Raw genomic sequence first — 17,374 nt, 5'->3', positions numbered from 1 at the left:
CCACCGAAAGCCCGCAAATCAGGCCATGGCCTCGGCGATGGCCGCCTTGAAGGCGGCGACGGCGGCGGCCTCGTCGCCGTTCCACACCGCGCCCGAAACCGCGATGAAGTCGGCCCCTGCGCGCACCAGATCCCCGCAGTTCTCGGGCGTAATCCCACCGATCGCGACGCAGGGAATCTCGAAGATCGCCTGCCACCACTCGAGCAGGTCAGTGCCTGCGACGTGCTTGGTTTGCTTGGTCGTCGTCGGGAAGAAGGCCCCAAAGGCCACGTAGTCGGCTCCCGCCTCGCCCGCTTCCATCGCGAAATGGCGGCTGTCGTGGCAGGTAACGCCGATCTGCGCGTCCTTGCCCAGCGCCTCGCGCGCTTCCTCGACCGTGCCGTCGTCCTGGCCCAGGTGCACGCCATCGGCCTTGAGGCGCTTGGCAAGGCTGATCGAGTCGTTGACGATGAAGGCCACCTCGCGCTCGGCGCAGATCGCCTGGAGCGGCTCGGCCAGCCGTGCGGCCTCGTGCTGGTCCACGTCCTTCACCCGAAATTGGAAGGCCGCGACATCACCCGCGTCGAGAGCCCGCGCCAGACGCGCGGGAAAGTCGCCCCCCACTTCGAGCGGGGAGATCAGATAGAGCAGCGTGGGCTCGCGATCGACGTCGGCTTCTTCGTTCATGGCGTGTGCCTTAGAAAAAAGCGCGGGCCATGGGAAGCGCACAAAGCAAACGGGGCGCCCTCTGCCCGAGGACGCCCCGCCAGATCACGTCGTTAGCAATGCGATCAGGCTGCCGCGGCAGCCGCGACCTTCTGGGTCGAACCCGCGTAGATCGCGTCGATCGCTTCGCTGAGCGCGGCGTCAAACTCGGCATCGCTCATCTGCGCGCGCAGGTCGTTAAGCAGCGCACGGCTGAAGCTGGCGATGATGCCCTTGTTCTTGGCCAGCTCCTCGCAGGCCTCGTCGCGCGAATAGCCGCCCGACAGCGCGACGACGCGCAGGACCTTGGGGTGGTCGACGAGCGCGTCGAACGTGCCCGGCACGATCGGCAGCGAAAGCTTGAGCATGACCTTCTTGCCCTCATCGAGGGCATCGAGGCACTTGAGGATCTCGGCCGCGAGGATCGTGTCGCACTCGGCGCGCGTTTCGCTCTTGATGTTCACTTCGGGTTCGATGATCGGCATCATGCCATGCGAGATCACCTGCTCGCCGATTTCGAACTGCTGCTTGACCACGGCGGCGATGCCTTCGGCGTTGGCCGAATGGATAACCGAACGCTCCTTGGTGCCGAACACGCCGAGCGCACGCGAACGCTCGAGCAGCGCGTCGAGCGTGGGCATCGGCTTCATCATCTGCACGCCGTTGGCCTCGTCCTCCAGGCCCTTGTCGATCTTGATGAAGGGCACGATCCCCTTGGCGATCAGCGCGGCGGGCGTGGGCACGCCGCCAACGGTTCCGTCCATCGTGCGTTCGAACAGGATGGCCCCGATGACCTTCTCGCCGGTGAACACGGGCGAGGAGATGATGCGGCTGCGCATCTCGTGGATCAGGCCGAACATTTCCTCATCGCTCGACCAGGCACCCTCCTCGATACCATAGCCCTTGAGCGCCTTGGGGGTCGACCCGCCGCTCTGGTCCAGCGCGGCGATGAAACCGTCACCGTCGGCCATCTTGGCCGTCATTTCCGAAACCTGCATAAAACTCCTCCTCAAGTCATGCGTCGTGTGAAAGGCAGGCTAGAGCCCACCCGGGAATTTCGCAACTGCGGCAAAAAGCCCCCCGGGTCGTTCTGCCGCAGCAACAGTTCGCCTCTTCGCGAATACATCATCGCGAACACTTGGCGCGGTGAAGCGCACACCCGCAGCGTTCGCCCCAGACATTGCCGGGCTGGCGCAGACGACTTTGTTCGGGGCGTCCTTTCGGGACTGGCCGGACGCGTACTGCCCGCGCCGGTCCGATCAGACCGAAAGCGCCGCGACGCCGGGAAGTTCCTTGCCTTCCATCCATTCGAGGAAGGCGCCGCCCGCCGTCGAAATATACGAAAAGTCCTTGGCGACACCCGCATGGTTGAGCGCGGCAACGGTATCCCCGCCTCCGGCGACCGAAGTCAGCGTTCCCTCGATGGTGAGCGCCGCGGCCGTGCGCGCAAGCGAAACGGTCGCGGCGTCGAAGGGCTCCATCTCGAACGCGCCGAGCGGGCCATTCCACACCAGCGTGCGGCAGGTCTTGAGCGCGTCGGCCAGAGCTTCGACCGCCAGCGGCCCGGCGTCGAGGATCATTTCGTCCGATGCCACCTCGTGCACGTTGCAAGTGCGAAGGCTGTCAGGGTTGGCCGCGAATTCCTTCGAGACGACGACCTCGTAGGGCAGGTGCACGGTGCAGCCGCTCGCGTCGGCCTTGGCGAGGATCGCGTTGGCGGTGTCGACAAGGTCGTGCTCGCACAGCGACTTGCCCACGTCCACGCCCTTGGCCGCGAGGAAGGTGTTGGCCATGCCCCCGCCGATCATCAGATGATCGACCTGGGTCACGAGGTGGGTCAGCACGTCGAGCTTGGAAGAGACCTTGGCCCCGCCGACGAGCGCCGCAACCGGCTTCACCGGGGTGCCCAGCGCCTTGTCAAGCGCCTCGAGCTCGGCCTGCATCGAGCGGCCCGCGTAGGCCGGAAGAACGTGTGCGAGGCCCTCGGTCGTGGCGTGCGCGCGATGCGCGGCCGAAAAGGCATCGTTGACGTAGAAATCGGCATTGGCGGCGATCGCCTTGACCAGTTCGGGGTCGTTCTTTTCCTCGCCCTTCCAGAAGCGGGTGTTCTCGAGGATGGCGACATCGCTGCCCTTGAGAATGCCGATCGCCTGGGCGACCACGTCGCCCGCGATCTCGGGCACGAACATCACTTCCTTGCCGATCACCTTCTCGACCGCCCCGACGACCATCGAAAGCGACATCATCGAGTTGCGCTCACCCTTGGGGCGGCCGAAGTGGGCAAGCAGGAGGACCTTGGCGCCCTTGGCGCACAGGTCGTTGATGGTGGGCACGGCGGCGCGAATGCGCGTGTCGTCGGTCACCTGGCCGTCGTTCATCGGCAGGTTGAGGTCCACGCGCACCAGTGCGACCTTGCCGGACACGTCACCAAGGTCATCGAGCGTCTTGAAAGCGGTCATTACAGTATCCTCACCTGGTCACCGACGGAAACGGGTCCGTCACACAGTACCCGGCCCAGCACACCGCCGCGCCAGTCCGGCGTCAGCGCGGCCATCAGGCCCGGCGTCAATTCGTCCATGCGGCTGCACGGATCGCATTCCATGGTCGTCTCGATCCGGCAGCTTTCGCCGATCGCGATCACGCATCCCGCGGCGCGCGGAAGGCGCAGCCCCTCCACGCACAAGTTCGCACGGCGCGCGTACCAGGGCAGAGCCGTGCCCTCGAAGAGGGACAGCTCGTCCATCGCGGACTGCCAGCTTTCCACCTCGATCAGCGCGACCTGTCGCCTGGGAATTTTGCCCGGACGTACAGCGCCGCGGAAATCCCCCTGGATTCCCGCGGCGACCGTAATGGCGACAGACTCCAATGGCTCCATCGGCGCGCGAGACTTCAGCCGCCTCGCGATGCCCACCAGAGTGCCTGTCGCCCCATTCACGTTCAGAGGAACTTCGCCATCGCTCCAGCGGTGTCGAGCATGCGGTTCGAGAAGCCCCACTCGTTGTCGTACCACGAGACGACGCGCACGAACTTGCCTTCCATGACCGCCGTTTCCAGGCTGTCGACGGTCGACGAGGCCGGGTAGTGGTTGAAGTCCGAGGAAACCAGCGGCTGGTCGGTATAGGCGAGCACGCCCTTCATCGGACCTTCGGCAGCGGCCTTGAGCGCAGCGTTGATCTCTTCGACCGTGGTGTCCTTCTTGGGGACGAAGCACAGGTCGACGAGACTGACGTTGGGGGTCGGCACGCGCACCGACGAACCGTCGAGCTTCCCCTTGAGTTCGGGCAGCACGAGGCCGACCGCACGGGCAGCACCCGTGGTGGTCGGGATCATGTTGGCCGCACCCGCACGGGCGCGACGCAGGTCCTTGTGGATCTGGTCGAGCATGCGCTGGTCGTTGGTGTACGAGTGGATCGTGGTCATGAAGCCACGCTCGATGCCCACGGTGTCGTTCAGCACCTTGGCGACGGGCGCCAGGCAGTTGGTGGTGCACGAGGCGTTCGACACGACGATGTGGTCGGCGGTCAGGCTCTCGTGGTTCACGCCGAAGACGACGGTGTTGTCGACGCCGGTGGCGGGAGCCGAGATCAGCACGCGCTTGGCACCGGCATCGAGGTGCGGCTGCGAGGCTTCCTTCGACTGGAAGATGCCGGTGCATTCCAGAACGATGTCGATGCCCTGCGCGGCGTGCGGCAGCTTGGCGGGATCGCGCTCGGCGGTGACGATGATGTCCTTGCCGTTGACGGTGATCTTGCCTTCACCCGCTTCCACGGTGCCGGGGAAACGGCCGTGGGTGGTGTCGAAGCCGAAGAGGAGAGCGTTCGACTTGGTGTCGGCCAGATCGTTGATCGAGACCAGTTCCAGACCGCAGTCGGGGCGCTCGAGAATGGCGCGAGCGACAAGCCGCCCAATACGTCCGAAACCGTTGATCGCAACCTTGGTCGCCATATGCAAATCTCCTCTTAGACGCTGAGCTTATCGAGAATCTTGGGCACGATGGATTCGGCCGAGAAGCCGAAGCGTGCGAAAAGATCCTCGGCCGGGGCCGACGCGCCGAAACGGTCCAGGCCGATGTTGAGGCCGCCGTTGCGGCTGATCGCGGTGTAGCGTTCCCACCCCAGCGTCGAGCCCGCCTCGATCGAGACTTTCAGGATCGAAGGGTCGTGCGGCAGGATCTCGTGCTTGTAGGCCTGTTCCTGCGCCTCGAAGAGCTCCATGCACGGCATCGAGACGACGTCCGCGCCGATGCCCTGGGCTTCGAGTTCGTCGCGCACCGCACAGGCCAGTTCGACCTCGGAACCGGTGGCGATGAGGATGACCTTGCGGTCGGCCTTGGCGTGGCGCAGCGTGTAGGCGCCGCGCGCCGAGAGCATTTCGCCCGACGTGCGCAGCTGCGGCAGGTTCTGGCGGCTGAGCGCCAGGACCGAAGGCGTGTCCTGGCTCTGCACCGCGATGTTCCAGCATTCCGCCGTCTCGATCACATCGGCCGGGCGGAACACGTAGAGGTTGGGGATCAGGCGCAGCGACATGACCTGCTCGACCGGCTGGTGGGTCGGGCCGTCCTCGCCAAGGCCGATGCTGTCATGGGTCAGCACGTAGATCGCGCGGACCTGCTGCAGAGCCGAGAGACGGATCGCGTTGCGGCAGTAGTCCGAGAAGATCAGGAACGTCCCGCCGTAGGGGATCACGCCGCCGTGCAGCGCCATGCCGTTCATCGCCGCGGCCATGCCGAACTCGCGAATGCCGTAGTAGACGTAGCGGCCCGCGTAGTTGTCGGCCGTGAACGGTTCCTGGCACTTGGCCTTGGTGTTGTTCGAGCCGGTAAGGTCGGCCGAGCCGCCGATCATCTCGGGCAGCGCGGGCGCCAGCACGTTGAGGCAGTTTTCCGAAGCCTTGCGCGTGGCGATCTTGCTGTCACCCTCAAGCCAGCCGGCGAAGGTCTGGGCGACATCGTCGGACTCGGGCAGCTCGCCAGCCATGCGACGGCTGAATTCGGCAGCTTCGGGGTGCGACACCTTGCGCGCTTCCCAGGCTTCGCGGGCCTCGGCACCCTTGGCACCCAGCGAGCGCCAGTCGGCAAGGATCTCGTCGGGCACGACGAAGGGCTCGGCGCTCCAGCCCAGGAATTCGCGGGCGGCAGCGACTTCGGCATCACCGAGTGCGGAACCGTGGACGCCCGAGCCGCCCTGCTTGTTGGGCGCGCCCTTGCCGATGATCGTCTTGCAGGCGACGAGCGAGGGCTTGTCCGAGGCGGCCGCTTCGCCCAGCGCGCGCTCGATGTCGGCGAAATCATGACCGTCGCACGAGAACACGTCCCAGCCCGAGGCGCGGTAGCGCGCAGGGATGTCTTCCGAGGTCGACAGGCCGGTCTTGCCGTCGATGGTGATGTCGTTGTCGTCCCACAGGACCTTGAGCTTGCCGAGCCCCAGCGTGCCGGCAAGGCCGATGGCCTCGTGGTTGATGCCTTCCATGAGGCAGCCGTCGCCCGCGATCACCCAGGTGTTGTGATCGACGAGTTCGTCACCGAAGGTGGCATTGAGCTGGCGCTCGGCCATCGCCATGCCGACCGCCATCGCCACGCCCTGGCCCAGCGGGCCGGTGGTGCATTCGACGCCTTCGAGCAGGAAGTTCTCGGGGTGGCCCGCACAGGGGCTGCCCATCTGGCGGAAATTGCGGATGTCGTCGATCGTCGGGCTCTCGTAGCCGGTCAGATAGAGCAGCGAGTACATCAGCATCGAGCCATGCCCCGCCGACAGCACGAAGCGGTCGCGGTCGGCCCACTTGGGGCTCTTCGGGTCGAACTTGAGGTACTTGGCATAGAGAACCGTGGCCACGTCGGCCATGCCCATCGGCATGCCGGGGTGGCCCGAATTCGCTGCCTGGACCGCGTCCATGGAAAGCGCGCGAATGGCGTTGGCCATCGGGGCGAGACGATCGGGGGCAAGGGTCATCAGACGGGCTCCGGAAAACGGATTATTACACTGTGATTCGAACTTGCCGACCCCCTTTAGGGCGAGCCCGCTTCGCGTCAAGTTCAGCTCCCGCGAATTGGTGCCTCCACCCGACCGATTACTCTTTCAGTGTATCTATGCCGTTGTGAACAATTCGGCCTTGGCGATTGCGTTATGACGACAGTGCTCTAGCCACAAATCCATGGAAGAGACAGATCCCGTCAGGGGCAAGGACGAGGGCGCCGATCCGCACGCGGCGGCCATCGCGCGGCTCGAGGCGGCGCTTACCCGGCTCGAAGCTGCTGCCGAGCATCGGATCAACACGCACGACGCCCTTGCCCGTCGTCACCTTGCCTTGCGCGCGACGGTCGAAAGCACGCTCGGCGAACTCGACACGCTCATTGCACGCAGCGCGCCATGAACAACGTCAGCCTCACGATCGGCGGGCGCGAATTCGTCGTCGGCTGCACGCCGGGCCAGGAAGACCACATCCGCCTGCTCGGCGAAGCCATCGAGAGTAAAGTGGTCGCCGCCAAGGCGCGCGGCCTGTCCGAGGCACGCATGCTCCTCTTCGCAGCGCTGCTGCTCGCCGACGAGAACGACGAATTGAAACGCGCCGGCAAGCTGCCCCCGACCCCGCCCGCGCCAGCGCCCGACGCGTCGCGGGACACCCAACGCCTGCTGCGTATCGCCGAAACGATGGAAAAACTTGCCCAGCTTCTTGAATGCCCACTTGAGGGCGAGGCCAACGATCTCTAATTAGGCCTATGACGGGATCTGCCCGGCACGAGCCGTTCGAACATCCCTGAGGCTATAAGCAATCCAAGGGGGCTGTCCCTGCCCGGACCGTGGTCCGACGCACATGGTCCCCACCTGACGTTGAGGCGTCAGAGGATTTCTAGGAAAACGACCCATGGTGGACCCGTCACCCCCCAATTCCCTGACCGGCAGGAAAGCGCTTTTGCGCAAGGCCTTCCGCGAGGCGCGGGCCGAGCATGTCGATGCGCTGCCGCAGAACTTGCGCGCGCTGATCCTCAATCGCCCACCTGCCCCCGTCGTCGAGATGATCCCCCACGGCAGCGCGGTCGGCCTCTATTATCCGCTGGGAGCCGAGGCCCCTTCGCTCGGCTGGGCACGCTGGCTTGCGGAGAACGGCCGGGAGGTCGCCCTGCCCCGCTTCGCCTCGCGCAGTTCGGCGATGGAATTCCGGACCTGGGACAACCCTTTCGACGATGGCGAACTGGAAGAAGGCCCCTACCGCATGCTCCAGCCGAGCGGCATGGCCAACTTCGCAGCGCCCGAAGTCGTGATCGTCCCGCTCATCGCCTTTACGCAGGAAGGCCATAGGCTCGGACAAGGTGGCGGGCATTACGACCGCTGGCTCGCCTCGCACCCCGGCACGCGCGCCATCGGTCTTGCCTGGGATTGCCAGTTGGCCGAGGAACTTCCGATCGAGGGCCACGACCAGCCGCTGAGCGCCGTGGTCACGCCCACGCGCATCTATCATGGGGCAATGGACTGACATGCGCGAGACACCAACCTGGCGCATTCCCGTGGGCGTGCTGGCGCTTTTCGCTGCGCTTCTGGTCTACGGCCTGCTCATCGCGCGCTACGTCCATCCCATGATCGCGCAGTGGCACGCTCTGCTGCAGATGCCAGTCTACATCGTGCTCGGGATCGTGTGGATCTTCCCGCTCAAGCGCTACCTTATCTGGATGGAAACGGGTCGCTGGGGCTAGCTGCCGCCGTTCTGGCCCTCCGGACGGATCAACCCGCCGACGTATCGTCCGCCGACCACTGCGCCAGATCGCCCGACTGACCGATCATCGCCAGACCATGGGCGATCGAGGTCAGCTCGTCCCCGCTCGCCAGCCGCTCCTCGCCAAAACGCGCCTCGAACAGCGCGCGCACGGCCGGAATCAGCGACGAACCACCGGTGAGAAAAACGTGATCGATGTCCGAAGGCGCGAGCGCGGCCTTGGCTAGCGCTTCGTCCACGGTTTCGCCGATGCGCGCGAGGTCGGGCGCGATCCAGCTCTCGAAGTCGGCGCGGCTGACCTCGGCGTGGATGTGCAAGTCCTCGCTCTCGAAATCGAGGGTAGCATGTTCGTCACCCGACAGCGCCTTCTTGAGCGCGCCGACCGCTTCGTAAAGTCCGAAACCGAGCTCGTTCTCGACGACCGCGATCATCCGCGCGATGGCGGCCGGGTCAGTCGCGCTCTGCTTCAGCTTGTTGAGTTGCTCGAGCGTACGCTTGTTGCGCATCATGGCGAGCCGCGACCAGTCTCCGAAATCGGTGAAGTGGCCTGGCGGAATCTCGAGCACCTTGTCGAACGAGCGGTAAGTACCGCCCTTGCCCAGCTGCGGCAGAACGAGGTGATCCATAATCCGGAAGTCGAAGCGATCGCCGGCAAGACCGATCCCCGCCGCGGCAAGCGGCGTGCACCGCTGCGCGGTTCCGGGCGCCTCGACACGCACGATCGAGAAGTCGCTGGTACCCCCGCCGAAGTCGGCCACCATCAGCGTGGCGGGATCGGACAGGCGCGAGGCGAAGCTGAACGCGGCACCGACCGGTTCGTAGACATAGTGCACCGGACGGCCGAGCGCCTTGAACATCGCATCGTAGCGCGTGCGCGCCAGCGCGGCGTCGGCGCGCGCGCCGACATAGCGCACCGGACGGCCAACCACGACCTGCTCGGGCAACTCGCCAAGGGCATCGCCCGCATGGCCCAGGAGATGCTGGAGGAACACTTCGCCCATTTCTTCGAAGCGGAAGCGCTTCTCGAAGATGCCCGCGGTCTCGAAGGCGGGATTGGCGGCAACCGACTTGAACGACTGGATGAAGCGCGAACCCTGCGGGTATTCCAGGAATTCCTCGATCGCCCAGGGCCCCGCTTCATGCGCAAGGCCGCCGCGCACACCTTCCTCCTGCCAGAAGCACAAGGCCGAGCGGAACACCGAGCTGTCACCCGAAGGCGCGGCGAAACGGATCATCTGCGCCGAAGTCTCGCTGCCCGAAAGCGCCATGACCGAATTGGTGGTGCCGAAGTCGATTCCCAGGGTCTGATTCGCGAACGAGGCCATCGCAGGGCATCCTCTTGCAGAAACGGAAAATATCAGGCCGAAAAGGAAAAAGGCCGGGTGTTACCCCGGCCTCTTGCGCGTTGCATGGCCACTTCGGTGAGGAAGTGGCGCGAGTGACGGGACTCGAACCCGCGACCTTCGGCGTGACAGGCCGACACTCTAACCAACTGAGCTACACCCGCGCAGCGATTAAAAAAGGCCGGCGAACCGACCCCTTAATTTTCCTCCGGTTTCCCGGAAAACCCCGTCCTGCACGAGGCAGGAACGAAGCATCTCCCAAGTGGCGCGAGTGACGGGACTCGAACCCGCGACCTTCGGCGTGACAGGCCGACACTCTAACCAACTGAGCTACACCCGCATACTTGGGCGGTGCGTCCGCTTGGGAGCCGCGCAACTATGACAGGGAGCCGGGCCTGTCAACTGGATTGCACGGACACCTTCATTTTTTTGTGCCCTTTGCTTCCCCCTCCCCCCGAGAGCCGCAGAAATCCGTCATGATATCCACAGCCAGGTCCGTTCAGGCATCCCGCGCGCCGTGCCGAGCGCCCTTTCCGGCCTGCATTTTTCCCGGTTCAGCCGACCAGAATCAGCGCAGGCGCCTCGATCAGTTTCTTGAGATCCTGCGCGAAGCTCGCCGCGTCCCACCCATCGACCACCCGGTGATCGCAGGACATCGAGATGTTCATCGTCTTGCGCTTCTCGATCCGCTCGACGCCGTCGGCGCCTTTCACGAACATCGGCCGTTCGACGATGCGGTTGGGGCCGATGATGCAGACTTCGGGGCGGTTGATCACGGGCGTCGTCGCAACGCCGCCCATCGGCCCGAGTGAGGTCACCGTGATCGTCGAGCCCGACAGCTCTGCCGACGTGGCCTTGCCCTCGCGTGCGGCGTCGCCAAGGCGCCGGATCTCGGCGGCGAGCTGCCACAAGTTGCGCCCCTGCGCGTCACGGATGACCGGGACCATGAGCCCCGACGGCGTCTGCGCGGCCATTCCCAAATGGACCGATCCATAGCGCGTCACCACACCGGCCTCGTCATCGTAATGCGCGTTGAGCATCGGGTAGCGCGGAAGAAGCTTGCAGATCGCCGCGATCAGGAACGGGAGCATGGTCAGCCTTGGCCGGTCCCCTCGCCCTTCGTTGAGCTGTGCCCGCGTTTCCTCGAGCGCGGTCACGTCGTATTCCTCGACATAGGCAAAGTGCGGAATGTGCCGCTTGGACGCGGCCATGTTCTCCGCGATCCGGCGGCGCAGGCCAATGACCCGGACCTGCTCGTCCGCCCCCTTCGCCGCGACCGGCTGGAAGCCGCCGCCCGCGTTGTAGGACAGGAAGGCGTCGAGATCGCCGTGGCGCACGCGTCCATCCTTGGCGGGGCGCACCTCGGACAAGGCGATGCCCAGGTCCGCCGCGCGCTTGCGTACGGCGGGGCTGGCCATGACCCTGGACGAAGGGCTCGGCGCAACCTTTGGTGATGCCGGGACAGATGGCGTCGGAGTTGCCGGCGTCGGGGCTACCGATTCGACTTCGGGGTCGCGCGTGGCGACAGGCTCGACCGCAACCGCAGCCACCGGCTCCGCATCCGCGGCCCCAATGTGAGCGTCGTCTTCCTCAACTTCCCCCTCGATTTCTATCACGACCAGCGGCGCGCCGATCGCGATCGTATCGCCGGTCTCACCCGCCACTTCGACCACGACGCCCGAAACCGGGCTTTCCATCTCGACCGTGGCCTTGTCGGTCATCATGTCGGCGAGACGACCGTCCTCCTCGACCCGGTCGCCCACAGCAACATGCCAGGCAACGATCTCGGCTTCGGCGATGCCTTCCCCGATGTCGGGCAGGCGGAATGTGTAACGTCCCATGGGGATCACTCCTTCATCAGGCGATCGACCGCTTCGCCGATGCGTACGGGGCCGGGGAAATAGGCCCATTCGAGACTGTGGGGATAAGGCGTGTCGAAACCGGTCACGCGCTCGATCGGGGCTTCGAGGTGGTAGAAGCAGCGCTCCTGGACGAGACTGACGAGTTCGGCACCGAAGCCCGAAGTGCGGGTCGCCTCGTGGATCACGAGACATTTCCCCGTCTTTTCGACAGACTTCTCCACAGCCTCGATATCGAGTGGCCAGAGTGTGCGAAGGTCCAGGATCTCGGCATCGACGCCCTTTTCTGCGAGCACCGCCTCCGCGACGTGGACCATGGTGCCGTAGACCAGCACGGTCATGGCCTGCCCCTCGCGCACCTTGCGCGCCTTGCCGAGCGGGATGGAATAGTAGCCCTCGGGAACCTGGCCGCCGGGGTGGTTCTTCCAGGTCTTGCTCGGGTGGTCGTAATAGCCGTCGAAGGGCCCGTTGTAGATCCGCTTGGGCTCGAAGAAGATGACCGGATCATTGTCCTCGATCGCGGCGATGAGCAGGCCCTTGGCGTCGTGGGGGGTGGACGGGATCACCGTCTTGAGGCCCGAGACATGGGTGAACAGCGCCTCGGGGCTCTGGCTGTGCGTCTGGCCGCCGAAGATGCCGCCCCCGAACGGCGAGCGGACCGTGATCGGCGCGGTGAACTCGCCCGCCGAGCGGTAGCGCAGCCGCGCCGCCTCGGAGATCAGCTGGTCGAGCCCGGGATAGATATAGTCGGTGAACTGGATCTCGGGCACAGGGCGCAGGCCATAGGCCGCCATGCCCACCGCCGCGCCGATGATGCCGCATTCGTTGATCGGCGTGTCGAACACGCGGGTCTTGCCGTACTTCGCCTGGAGTCCGGCGGTAGCGCGGAACACCCCGCCGAAATAGCCCACGTCCTCGCCGAAGACGACGACGTCGGGGTCGTGCCCCATCATGATGCCGAGCGCATCGTTGATCGCCTCGATCATGTTCATCGCGCGCGCCGGGCTCTCGTGCAGGCTCACCGCTTCTTCCTCGATCATGCGCCCTCTCCCCGTTCCCTGGCCTTTTCCTCCGTGCCTGGCGGCGCGCGATCGGGCCATTTCGTCGCGCGCTCGCGAATGGCCTGTTCGGCCTGTTCGCGCAGGTTCCACGGCAGCTCCTCGAAGACGTCCTCGAACATCGTGTGGAACGGATGGTGGAAGCCGTGGCCGAGAATGCCGTTCTTTTCCGCCTCCTTGGCCGCCGCGCGGACCTCCTCGGCCACTTCGCGGTCCATCGCGGCGTGGCGTTCGTCGTCCCATTCACCCAGCGCAATGAGATGGCGTGCAAGGCGCATCACCGGATCGCCGAGCGGCCATTCCTCGCGCTCGTGCGCCGAGCGGTAGGCGCCCGGATCGTCCGAAGTCGAATGCCCTTCGGCGCGGTAGGTGAAGTGCTCGATAAGCGTAGGACCCTTGTTGGCCCGCGCGCGGTTGGCGGCCCACTGCGTCGCCGCATAGACCGCGAGCGCGTCGTTGCCATCGACGCGAAGCCCCGCGATGCCATAGCCCACCGCGCGCGCCGCAAACGTCGAGCGCTCGGCGCCCGCGAACCCGGAGAAGCTCGAGATCGCCCACTGGTTATTGACGACGTTGAGGACGACCGGCGCGTTGTAGACCGCCGCGAAGGTCATGGCCGCGTGAAAGTCGCCTTCCGCGCTCGAACCCTCGCCCACGAAGCTCGTCGCGATGCGGGTGTCGCCCTTGATCGCGCTCGCCATGGCCCAGCCGACCGCTTGCGGAAACTGCGTCGCAAGATTGCCCGAGATAGTGAAGAAGCCGTAATCGCGCGCCGAGTACATGATCGGGAGCTGGCGCCCCTTCAGCCGGTCCGCACGGTTCGAATAGATCTGGTTGACCATTTCCACGAGCGGGTAGTCGCGCGCGATCAGAATGCCTTGCTGGCGATAGCTGGGAAACACCATGTCATCGCCGGCGAGCGCGAAGGCGTGGGCAACCGAAACCGCCTCCTCGCCCGTGCACTTCATGTAGAAGCTCGTCTTGCCCTGGCGTTGGCCGCGGTACATCCGGTCATCGAAGGCCCGGGTCAGCGCCATCGTGCGCAAGATCCGCCGCAAGGTTTCCGCATCGAGACGCGGGTCCCAGGGGCCGACCGCCGCGTGTTCCTCGTCGAGCACGCGGATCATGCCCATTGTCGCGGGAAGCGTGTCGCGGGCCTCGCAAGCCTCGTCGAAGCGCGGCAAGGCCCCGGCGGGCGGAATGTCGAGCCAGGAATAATCGACCGGATCGCCCGGCCGGAAGCGGGGTTCGGGCACGTGCATCTCGAGCGGCGGCAGGTTGCCGCGCGCCATGCTGCCTGATGCCTTGTGATCGACCATCGTGTTCTCTCCCGCCAAATACGGACCGTGAGAACAGGCGCCTGCGCTTATTCGCTGCAGTGCATCAAAATTCCACGGTTAAGTCATAATATTTCAAACCGTGGCAATGTCAATCAGACCTCGTAAGGCTCCCGCTCAGACCGCGACCGGGGCCGCGATGTGGCCCTGGGGCGCATAGCCTTCGACCCGGAAATCCTCGATTCCATAGTCGAAGATCGAAGCCGGCTTGCGCGCGAAAGTCAGTGTGGCGCCGCCTTCGGGCTCGCGAGCCAACTGCTCCTCCACCAGTTCGCCGTGGTTGAGGTAAAGATGGACATCACCTCCCGTCCAAACGGCGTGACCGGGCTCAAGGTTGCATTGCTGCGCCATCATTCGCGTAAGCGCAGCGAGCGACCACATGTTGAAGGCGAAGCCGAGGCCCAGGTCACAGCTGCGCTGGTAGAGCAGGCACGAGAGGCGTCCGTCGGCGACGTGGAACTGGTAGGTCTTGTGGCAGGGCGGCAGTGCCATCGCGTCGAGCTCGGCCACGTTCCAGCCCTCGATGATGTGGCGCCGGCTACCCGGATTGGATTGCAGACTCTCGACCACCTGCGCAACCTGGTTGATCCCCGGCCCTTGCCGATAGAGACCCTCGCCCACCGCCTGGTACGTCGGCCAGTCGACCCACTGCTTGCCGTAGACAGGCCCCAGATCGCCCCACGCTTTCGCGAAAGCCGCATCCTCCACGATGCGCTGCGAGAAGGCCTCGCGACTGATGTCCTCGCCAGTCTCGCGGCGGTAGCGATCGAGCGGCCAGTCGGTCCATATCTGCACGTTCTGGGCGCAGAGCGCGCGGATGTTGGTGTCACCGGTAAGGAACCAGAGCAGCTCGCGCGTCGCGGTCTTCCAGTAGACCCGCTTGGTGGTGAGCAAGGGCATCGCGTCGCCGGCGAGATCGAAACGGATCGTGGCGCCGAACACCGAACGCGTTCCCACCCCGGTGCGATCGATCCGTTCATCGCCCGCTTCCCAGATGTGCCGCATGAGATCGAGGTATTGCCACTCCCAATGCCGTGATCCGGAGTCCGGCGTCGAAACGGCGGCGGTGGGCGAAGCGGGAGCGAGAATCGATTCCATGCCTCAGGTCCTACAAACATCGTTCGTCCGGGGCCACCCATTTGCCCCGACCGGGGCATTGGCGGACGCGTCATCAAATCGCGCGTGCGGTCTAAGGGTTGCCCCATAGCGGCCCTTTGGGGCCGTTGAAGTGCCCCGTACGCTAGACGACGCGCATGAAGGCTCGAGACACGAAGACGATACGACATTGGCTTAAGGGGCCACTGGCCCTCCAGGGGTTCGTCGCGACGGGCGTCCTGCTCATGGCCCTGTCCCCGGTCGACGGCGGCACGGCGCTCTACCTTCCGATCGGCGCCAGGAGCGCGGCGGGGACGATCGCCTGGGCGCGCGCGCAAGGGGCCGCACTTCTCGCGCCCGGCCCCTATCGCGGCGCGTTCTTCCTGCGCCTTCCCGATCACAACGTTTCGGGCGCGGCCCTGCGCAGCGGTGCGCTGCTCTTCGCCGTTCCCGAATTTCTCTGCGGTACTCCTCCCAAGAACAAGATGGCCCAAAGATCATGAATGAACTCGACGAATTGCGCCGCAAAGGCGCTGCAAGCCTGGTCGCAATCGGATGGATCTGCGTTTTCCTCATCGCCGTTTCGACGTTTCTCGCCGGCAGTGGTTTTCTGCCTCTCGTTCTGGCCGTGGCGGTCTCGATCGTCCCCACGATGCTGACCTTTCGCGGCTCCGAAGGGTTGCAGGCACGCCTGTCACTCGGCTTCGCCTACCCGCTCTACCCGGCCATCATGCTCTGGCAGTGGACCGGACATCACTGGATGCTCGACCTGCACATGATCTTCTTCGCCGCGATCGCGATGCTCATGTTGCTGGCGGACTGGCGCCCGGTCGTCCTGGCCGCCGGCGTCACCGCCGTCCATCACCTCTCGACCAACCTGATCGCGCCTTCGCTGGTGTTCCCCGACGGGTCGGACATCGGCCGGGTCATCGTCCACGCGGTGATCGTGGTGGCCGAGACCGCCGTCCTCTACATGATCGCGCGCAACTTCGAGGTGCTGGTCGTCGAGCAGGCCGCCGCACAGAATGCCCGCGAACGCGCCGAGGAGATCACCGCCGAGGAACGCCGGCTCGCCGCCGAAAACCAGCGCGTGGTGATCGAGCAGATCGGACAGGGTTTGCGCTCGCTGGCCAGCGGCGACCTGTCCTTGCGGCTCACCAGCGCCTTCCCGCCCAGCTACGACCGATTGCGCGGCGACTTCAACACCGCCGCCACCGACCTCGACCGCATCGTGCGCGACGTGACCCAGTCGGCCAACCAGATCGAGACCGGTTCACTCGAAATCCTGACCGCGACCGACGACCTGGCCCTGCGCACCGAGCAACAGGCCTCGACCCTGGAGGACATCGCCAATACGCTGCGCCAACTCAACGTCACGGTGTCCGACAACGCCTCCTCGGCGAACGAACTGCAAGGTAACGTCGCAAAGGCCCGCAGCGACGCGCTCACCGGAAGCGAGGTCGTCGAAAGCGCCGTCTTCGCAATGAGCGAGATCGAGCGCTCGGCCGACGAGATCGGCAAGATCATCGCGCTCATCGATGGCATCGCCTTCCAGACCAACCTGCTGGCGCTCAACGCGGGCGTCGAGGCGGCCCGGGCCGGCGAGGCAGGCAAGGGCTTTGCGGTGGTCGCCACCGAAGTGCGCGCTCTCGCCCAGCGTTCGGCCGACGCCGCGAACGATATCAAGGCCTTGATCAGCACATCCACCGAGCAAGTCTCGCGCGGCGTCAAGCTGGTCGGGCAATCGGGCGAATCGCTCATGACGATCGTTTCGGGCATCGCCGAGATCAACGAGGCGATCGAACGCATCGCCTCGGTCTCACAGGACCAGGCCTCCGAAATCGGCCGAATCAACGAGCGCGTCGCGCGTCTCGATTCGGCGACGCAGCAGAACGCGGCCATGGTCGAGGAAGGAACCGCAGCCGCGCGGCACCTTTCCAGCGAGGCGGAAGCCATGGCGCGGCTCGTCACGCACTTTCGCGTTACCGCCCAGGAAGGCGGGGAAAGCCTGGGTTCGTTGCGCCGCGCGGCATAAAGTCGAAATCGGCCCTTGCCACCTGAAGAATCGCCCTATATAGGCGCGCTCCTGCCCCGGGACGCTTCGGCGTTCCAGCATCGGTCGGGGAGTAGCTCAGCCTGGTAGAGCACTGTCTTCGGGAGGCAGGGGCCGGAGGTTCGAATCCTCTCTCCCCGACCATTATTCCAAATACTTGAGGGCCCTTGGGTCCATCGCGAAAGCATCTTGCCGCGATGGACCCAAGGGCCCCTTTGCATTGCCGCTTAGCCCCTCC

At 65.3% G+C, this 17,374-nt stretch carries 17 protein-coding genes and 3 tRNA genes; 7 read left to right on the top strand and 13 right to left on the bottom strand.

Going from position 1 to position 17,374, the window contains the following annotated elements:
- Positions 1-18 precede the first annotated feature (18 nt).
- From thiE to tkt, 6 genes are all read right to left on the bottom strand, one after another.
- Positions 19-666: a thiamine phosphate synthase gene (gene thiE, locus HT136_RS14530; RefSeq protein ID WP_214200523.1), complete on the bottom strand. Its 648-nt coding sequence runs from the start codon at positions 664-666 to the stop codon at positions 19-21.
- A gap of 104 nt (positions 667-770) precedes the next feature.
- Positions 771-1,682 carry a fructose bisphosphate aldolase gene (locus HT136_RS14525; RefSeq protein WP_214200522.1) on the bottom strand — a complete coding sequence of 304 codons (912 nt, stop codon included), beginning with the start codon at positions 1,680-1,682 and terminating at the stop codon, positions 771-773.
- Between the two features lie 261 nt (positions 1,683-1,943).
- Positions 1,944-3,143 carry a phosphoglycerate kinase gene (locus tag HT136_RS14520; protein WP_214200521.1) on the bottom strand — a complete coding sequence of 400 codons (1,200 nt, stop codon included), beginning with the start codon at positions 3,141-3,143 and terminating at the stop codon, positions 1,944-1,946.
- Positions 3,143-3,559: an MOSC domain-containing protein gene (locus HT136_RS14515; protein WP_214200688.1), complete on the bottom strand. Its 417-nt coding sequence runs from the start codon at positions 3,557-3,559 to the stop codon at positions 3,143-3,145. Before HT136_RS14515 ends, HT136_RS14520 begins: the two co-directional genes overlap by 1 nt.
- Positions 3,560-3,621: 62 nt before the next feature.
- Complete coding sequence (gene gap / locus HT136_RS14510) at positions 3,622-4,629, bottom strand: type I glyceraldehyde-3-phosphate dehydrogenase (RefSeq protein ID WP_214200520.1); 1,008 nt, start codon at positions 4,627-4,629, stop codon at positions 3,622-3,624.
- Positions 4,630-4,643: 14 nt separating this feature from the next.
- Positions 4,644-6,632, bottom strand: coding sequence for a transketolase (tkt, locus tag HT136_RS14505; RefSeq protein ID WP_214200519.1), 1,989 nt, complete (start codon positions 6,630-6,632; stop codon positions 4,644-4,646).
- 202 nt (positions 6,633-6,834) lie between these two features.
- On the opposite strand from tkt, the gene HT136_RS14500 reads away from it, so the two are divergent.
- From HT136_RS14500 to HT136_RS14485, 4 genes are all read left to right on the top strand, one after another.
- Entirely contained in the window at positions 6,835-7,053 is a 219-nt protein-coding gene (locus HT136_RS14500; RefSeq protein WP_214200518.1) for a hypothetical protein, read from the top strand.
- The gene (locus HT136_RS14495) at positions 7,050-7,391 is read left to right on the top strand and encodes a cell division protein ZapA (RefSeq protein ID WP_214200517.1); all 342 of its coding nucleotides are present in this window, start codon (positions 7,050-7,052) and stop codon (positions 7,389-7,391) included. The genes HT136_RS14500 and HT136_RS14495 overlap by 4 nt, the downstream gene beginning before the upstream one ends.
- 154 nt (positions 7,392-7,545) lie before the next feature.
- Positions 7,546-8,154, top strand: coding sequence for a 5-formyltetrahydrofolate cyclo-ligase (locus tag HT136_RS14490; protein ID WP_214200516.1), 609 nt, complete (start codon positions 7,546-7,548; stop codon positions 8,152-8,154).
- A gap of 1 nt (position 8,155) precedes the next feature.
- The gene (locus tag HT136_RS14485; RefSeq protein WP_214200515.1) at positions 8,156-8,371 is read left to right on the top strand and encodes a DUF2842 domain-containing protein; all 216 of its coding nucleotides are present in this window, start codon (positions 8,156-8,158) and stop codon (positions 8,369-8,371) included.
- A gap of 28 nt (positions 8,372-8,399) precedes the next feature.
- On the opposite strand, the gene HT136_RS14480 is transcribed toward HT136_RS14485, so the two are convergent.
- The 7 genes from HT136_RS14480 to thyA all read right to left on the bottom strand — a co-directional run bounded on the left by HT136_RS14480 (position 8,400) and on the right by thyA (position 15,086).
- On the bottom strand, positions 8,400-9,716 hold the full coding sequence (locus HT136_RS14480; protein ID WP_214200514.1) for an Hsp70 family protein: 1,317 nt from the start codon (positions 9,714-9,716) through the stop codon (positions 8,400-8,402).
- A gap of 105 nt (positions 9,717-9,821) precedes the next feature.
- Positions 9,822-9,898: transfer RNA gene (locus HT136_RS14475), tRNA-Asp, on the bottom strand.
- Positions 9,899-9,997: 99 nt separating this feature from the next.
- Positions 9,998-10,074: transfer RNA gene (locus HT136_RS14470), tRNA-Asp, on the bottom strand.
- 214 nt (positions 10,075-10,288) lie between these two features.
- Complete coding sequence (locus tag HT136_RS14465; protein ID WP_214200513.1) at positions 10,289-11,575, bottom strand: dihydrolipoamide acetyltransferase family protein; 1,287 nt, start codon at positions 11,573-11,575, stop codon at positions 10,289-10,291.
- 5 nt (positions 11,576-11,580) lie between these two features.
- Positions 11,581-12,633, bottom strand: a complete 1,053-nt coding sequence (locus HT136_RS14460) for an alpha-ketoacid dehydrogenase subunit beta (RefSeq protein ID WP_246543733.1) — start codon at positions 12,631-12,633, stop codon at positions 11,581-11,583.
- Positions 12,630-13,970, bottom strand: a complete 1,341-nt coding sequence (locus HT136_RS14455; RefSeq protein ID WP_246543732.1) for a thiamine pyrophosphate-dependent enzyme — start codon at positions 13,968-13,970, stop codon at positions 12,630-12,632. The genes HT136_RS14460 and HT136_RS14455 overlap by 4 nt, the downstream gene beginning before the upstream one ends.
- A 135-nt stretch (positions 13,971-14,105) precedes the next feature.
- Positions 14,106-15,086, bottom strand: coding sequence for a thymidylate synthase (gene thyA, locus HT136_RS14450; protein WP_214200512.1), 981 nt, complete (start codon positions 15,084-15,086; stop codon positions 14,106-14,108).
- Positions 15,087-15,241: 155 nt separating this feature from the next.
- Here thyA and HT136_RS14445 point away from each other — a divergent pair, with 155 nt between their 5' ends.
- The 3 genes from HT136_RS14445 to HT136_RS14435 all read left to right on the top strand — a co-directional run bounded on the left by HT136_RS14445 (position 15,242) and on the right by HT136_RS14435 (position 17,280).
- On the top strand, positions 15,242-15,586 hold the full coding sequence (locus HT136_RS14445; protein ID WP_214200511.1) for a hypothetical protein: 345 nt from the start codon (positions 15,242-15,244) through the stop codon (positions 15,584-15,586).
- Complete coding sequence (locus HT136_RS14440) at positions 15,583-17,118, top strand: methyl-accepting chemotaxis protein (RefSeq protein ID WP_214200510.1); 1,536 nt, start codon at positions 15,583-15,585, stop codon at positions 17,116-17,118. The genes HT136_RS14445 and HT136_RS14440 overlap by 4 nt, the downstream gene beginning before the upstream one ends.
- Positions 17,119-17,203: 85 nt before the next feature.
- Positions 17,204-17,280, top strand: a tRNA-Pro gene (locus tag HT136_RS14435).
- The last annotated feature ends 94 nt before the right edge of the window (positions 17,281-17,374 follow it).

Origin of the sequence: Novosphingobium profundi, assembly GCF_018491765.1 — a bacterium.
GTDB classification, from domain to species: Bacteria; Pseudomonadota; Alphaproteobacteria; order Sphingomonadales; family Sphingomonadaceae; genus Novosphingobium; species Novosphingobium profundi.
This window is presented reverse-complemented; position numbering and strand designations above follow the sequence as displayed.